2 protein-coding genes and 2 pseudogenes are annotated in these 4,944 nt (G+C 70.8%); 2 read left to right on the plus strand and 2 right to left on the minus strand.

Going from position 1 to position 4,944, the window contains the following annotated elements:
* Positions 1 to 313 precede the first annotated feature (313 nt).
* Together Q1N79_RS20565 and Q1N79_RS20570 are read left to right on the plus strand one after the other, a co-directional pair.
* On the plus strand, positions 314 to 622 hold the full coding sequence (locus Q1N79_RS20565; RefSeq protein WP_300611351.1) for a helix-turn-helix transcriptional regulator: 309 nt from the start codon (positions 314 to 316) through the stop codon (positions 620 to 622).
* A 428-nt stretch (positions 623 to 1,050) separates the two neighbouring features.
* On the plus strand, positions 1,051 to 2,259 hold the full coding sequence (locus Q1N79_RS20570) for a site-specific integrase (RefSeq protein WP_300611353.1): 1,209 nt from the start codon (positions 1,051 to 1,053) through the stop codon (positions 2,257 to 2,259).
* A 519-nt stretch (positions 2,260 to 2,778) separates the two neighbouring features.
* Here the strand turns inward: Q1N79_RS20570 and istB are convergent.
* A pseudogene (gene istB / locus Q1N79_RS20575) lies at positions 2,779 to 3,426 on the minus strand (IS21-like element helper ATPase IstB); the annotation flags it as partial.
* A 104-nt stretch (positions 3,427 to 3,530) separates the two neighbouring features.
* Positions 3,531 to 4,652, minus strand: a pseudogene (istA, locus tag Q1N79_RS20580) (IS21 family transposase); the annotation flags it as partial.
* Between the last annotated feature and the right edge of the window lie 292 nt (positions 4,653 to 4,944).

Genomic DNA, 4,944 nt, shown 5'->3' on the forward strand with positions numbered 1-4,944 from the left:
GTCCGGGCCCGGGCAGCCACGAACGCCAGGTAGTCATCCAGCAGCGGATGCCCGAGCCTGATCACCGAGATGCCGTCGTCTCCTGCCGAGCGGACCAGGCATGGCATGAATTCCAACGGGTGGTTCCCTTCCGGCCGGGTGACACGTCGCGCCACGCGATCATGTCACTGCCTCTAGATCACCCGCATATAAAACACTGGACGGTGAGTTCGACGATGCGGTATGTCCGTCCCTCGGCCACATTTATCGAGGACGCTTACCGGCGGGCGGTGGCTGCCACGCTCGGCGAGTTGTCCGGGGAGGAGCCGACAGCGTGAACATCCGGTGGAAGCTGCGGATGGCCGCGGCCCAGCGTGAAGTGTGGACCGGCACCCAGCTGCGGCGTCTTCTGGCGGAGAAGGCCGGGCTGGAGCTGTCGGCGGCGTCGGTGTCGGCGCTGTTCACCAGGGAACCTGCCCAGGTGAAGCTGTCGACCCTGGCCGCTTTGTGCACCGCGCTGGAGTGCACCCCCAACGACCTGTTCGAGGTCGACACCACCCCGGTGGCCCGGCCCGCCACCCCGCCGCGGCCAGTGGCGGACCAGCCGAAGGCCGCCCGGGGCCGGTCGATGCCGCCGGTCTGACCGGCGCCGGCCAGGTGGGGAAGAGGCAGCGGGACTGCGCCGGCTGCGGCGCTCCGGTCGGCATCATCGGCCGTGAGCACTGTTGCCTGTGCTGGCGGAAGATCACCGAGGCCGCTGCCAGGACGGCGTGCCCGGGCTGCGGGAAGCAGCGGGTCCTGCAGCCGGATACCGGGCAGTGCGTACTGTGCTCACGTGCCTGCACCCAGTGCGGGCACCCGGTCCGCCGCCAGCATGCCGCCATGTGCCGGGACTGCCGGCGCAAGGCCCGGCAGGCGGCGGCCCGGCAGCCCTGCCCGCGGTGCGGGTGCCCGGGGTATCTGCGGGCGGGCACCGGCTGGTGCGGCCCGTGCTCCCGGCCCCGCCAGCCCAAAGACCCGCCGCGGGAATGCGCGCAATGCGGGCAGGTCAAACGCCATGAGGCGCTTGGGTTGTGCTCGGCATGCTGGCAGCGCCGCCCCGAACGGCCCTTCGTCCAGGCCGCTCACCTGGCCGCCCGGCTCACCGACCCGCCGGTCTGGCTTAACGGCTTCGTCGCGCACCTGGCCGCCGGGAACGCGCCCGCCCGCGCCTGCACGATGATTACCGAGCTTGGACGGCTACTCGGCGACCAGCACCCCGGCCATCCCCAGCATCTGCTGGAACGCGCACGCAGGCCGGGCCGGTCGATGGGCTCCCTAGCCCGCGCCCTGGAGGACTACTTCACCGCCGAGGGCCTAGCCCTGCCCACCGACCAGGCTGAACGGCTCGCTGACGGGCGGCGCCAGCGCCGCATCAATGCCGTCCCGGCCCCGCTGCGCCCGGCCGTGGCCAGGTTCGGCGAGCACATGCTCGCCGCCCGCCAGCGGGCCCGCCGCGCCGGCACCAGGCCCCGCACCGACCACACTATCGAGACCGCCCTGGCCACCGTGCGCGACCTCGCCCGGTTCCTGGCCGCCCACCGGGGCAAGGAGGACTGGGCGCTCGCGGATGTCCACGACATCGAGGCATTCCTGGCCACCTTGCCCAAAGCGCGCAAACGGCGGCTGACCGTGCTGCGGCAGTTCTTCCGCTTCGCCCGCACCCACAAGGTCATCCTGGCCGACCCCACCAGGACCCTGACCGCCGCCGCGCCCCGCGGCTTCACCGGGCCGACCATCGCCCTTGACCAGCAACGCATCCTGTTCCGCCGCTGGACCACCAGCCCGGACGCCCATCCGCACGAGGCGTTGCTGGGCATCCTCGCCCTGCTGCACGGCGCCTCCAGCAGCGAGGTCTGCCACCTGCACGTCAGTCACGCCGACGTCGGCGACCGGACGATCCGGCTCGGCAAGCGCCCGCACCCAGTGCCGCTGGACCCGGCCAGCTGGCAGGTGCTGCAGCGCTCACTTGCCCACCGCCGCGGCCAGCGCACCGCCAACCCGCACGTGATCGTCACCAAAGGCACCAAGGCCGGGCGGGGACCCGCATCGGCGGCCTATATGAGCCACGTCCTGGACCCCTGCGGCGTCCCGCCCCGCATGCTGCGCTGCACCCGCCTCGCCGACCTGGTCAATGCCATGGACCCCAAGCTCGTCGCCGCCGCGTTCGGCATGAACCCCGAAGGCGTCATGATCTACCTCGCCGACTACGTGGACCCAGCCCGGCTCCCTGTCCCTTGACCCGCCGTGGCGCGCCTGCCGGTCCTGGGCAGCTGAACGACAACCTCAGCAGCCGGAATGCGCGGCCGCTGTGCCGGTCACTGCCGTATAGCGCAGTGAGAACGACGGCCAGCGCAACGGTGACTTCCGCGACGCTAACGATCACCCCAAGCAGGGGCAGGACCAGCCAGGCAGCCGCCGGTGCACTGAAGATCACGGCACTCACGCCAGCACGGGGAAGGATCCGCATGTTGCTCACATGAACCACGAACTGATTCCGGCCGGCCGGGTAGATGGTGGCAGTCAAGCGCGAAGACTCGCCAGCCGTGCTCGAACAGAAGTCCGGTAAATAAGGATATCGGCGGGTGGCTTGTCTACCATCATGTCAGGTGGTTGGGATGGCCCGACCTTGCCAGCCGTCCTCCGCTGCGAGGATTCCGTACCCGTGCCGCAGCGTCCTTCTCAAGCTGTAGACCGCGAGCTAGGCAACTCGTCTTATTTCAGCTGCTGCCTTGCATACGTTCGCGCGAACATGTGCGCTTTGCCGAACGGCTTGTTGCTGGTCACGATGAGGCTGGCCCGTTCGTATCTGGCCGAGACGAGCTGGAAGAACAGGTTGGCGGCCTCGGGCTCGAACGGGATGTAGCCCACCTCGTCGATCACGAGGAGGGGGTAGCGGCCCAGGCGGAGCAGCTCTGGCTGGAGCCGGCCGGCGTGGTGGGCGTCGGCGAGCCGGGCGACCCATTCGGCGGCGGTGGCGAACAGCACCCGGTGCCCGGCCTGGCAGGCGCGGATGCCCAGCCCGACCGACAGCATCGTCTTGCCCGTGCCGGGCGGTCCCAGGAACACGACGTTCTCCCGGGCGCCGACGAAGTCCAGGGTGCCCAGGTGGGCGATGACCTCGCGCTTGAGGGACCGCTGGTAGTCGTAGTCGAAGTCTTCCAGTGCCTTGCGGGCCGGGAACCTCGCCGCGCGGATGCGGCCCTCCCCGCCGTGGGACTCGCGGGCGGAGACTTCCCGCTGCAGGCAGGCGGCCAGGAACTCCTCGTGGGTCCAGGACTCGGCGCGGGCCCGCTCGGCCAGCCGCGGCACCGCGTCGCGCAGCGTGGGGGCTTTCAGCGCCCGGGTCAGGAACGCGAGCTCGCCGGCCATGTCCCGCCCGGCGGCGGCAGCGGCTTTCGCGGTCATCACACTGCCTCCCCTGATCCGGACAGCAGGTCATAGACGGCCAGGTCGCGCTGCTCGACCTCGTCCCCGCGCGGGACCGGGACCACCGCGAGCCTGCGGGCGGACCGCAGCGCCTGCGCTGCCTGCAGGTGCGCCGGATCGGCAATCGTCTGGTGCTTCGCCCAGCACCGCTCATGATCGGCCACGATGCGCCCGTCACAGCTGACCCGGACCCTGGACAGGTCCGCCCGCACCTCGATCCGCCGGCCGATCACCGCCGGATCGACTGAGTAGTCGTTGCCGTCCAGCCGCACGTAGTAATCCCGCGGCAGCCGCGCCGTCTTGTGCCACCCGGTCGCCGGCGGCACCGGCGGCAGCGCGATCATCGCCGCCAGGTCCGCGCCGATCCGGTCCGCCGGCCGGCATTCCAGCCGCCGGTGCCACCGCGTGTTCGCCTTCGCGGTCCACGCGCCCAGCTGGGCGTTGAAGTCAGCCGGGGACGTGAACTCGCGGCCGGGCAGGAACGACCGCTCCAGGTAATCGTGGAACCGCTCGACCAGCCCTTTCGCCTCCGGGTCGGCCGGCTGGCATACATACACCCTGGTGGCGAGCGTGCCGCGGAACCCCTGGCAGTCCCCGGTCAGCTTGTCCGGGTGCCTGCCGACCGCGCCTTCCCCGTCCCACACCAGCAGCCGCGGCACTGCCCCCAGCTGGCTGATCAGCTGCCACCAGCCGGCATACAGGTCCTCGGCGCCGCGTGAGGGGACCAGCACCGCTGATGCCCACCGCGAGTAGCCGCAGACCATCGTCAGCACCGGCAGCTGCCTCGCCGTCCGGACCTGCCCGAAGCCGACCGGGACCTCGATGTCGGGGAACCAGAAATCATCCTGGGCCAGCTCACCGGCCGCATACGACGTGCGCGACGCCGGATCCGGCGGCAGGTAGGCCGGCCGCAGCTCCGCTACCCGCGTGCGCAGCGTCCGGTCCGAATAGGGCCACCCGATCCGCTCCGCGATCACGCTGGCCGGCATCAGCGGGTACGCCCTCAGCAGCTCCCGGACCCGCGGCTCGAACTCATCGGCCACCGATCCTCTCGGCTCCCGTTCATACCTCGGCGGCCCATCGGACCGCAGCGCCGCCCGCACCGTGTTCCGCGACACGTTCTTGATCCGCGCGATCTGCTTGATCGGCAGGCCCTCCGCGCGATGGAGTCGCCTGATCTCTGCCCAGTCTTCCACTTTGATCACCTGCTTCCTCCCTGGCTCGGTTTGAGCCAGGATTTCGGGAAGAGGGGTCAAATTTCGGTTGCCACGCTGGGGTCAGTATTCAACTTCCGCCGACACACGCATCGCGTCGAGCCGGACGGGGACGCCGTAGACGGCACGCACCGCGTCCGCGGGCCGGCTGGCGGCTGGCGGCCGGACTCGCGCTCGCTTCGCGCGCCACCGCGCTGGCCACCATCCGCCGCGAGGACCTCGCCGCCCAGCAGAACTAGCCAGGCCAGCAAGCTCGTCGCGCAAGTGTCGTCTGATCGTCGCC

The organism is Trebonia sp. (assembly GCF_030042015.1).
Taxonomy (GTDB): Bacteria; Actinomycetota; Actinomycetes; order Streptosporangiales; family Streptosporangiaceae; genus Trebonia.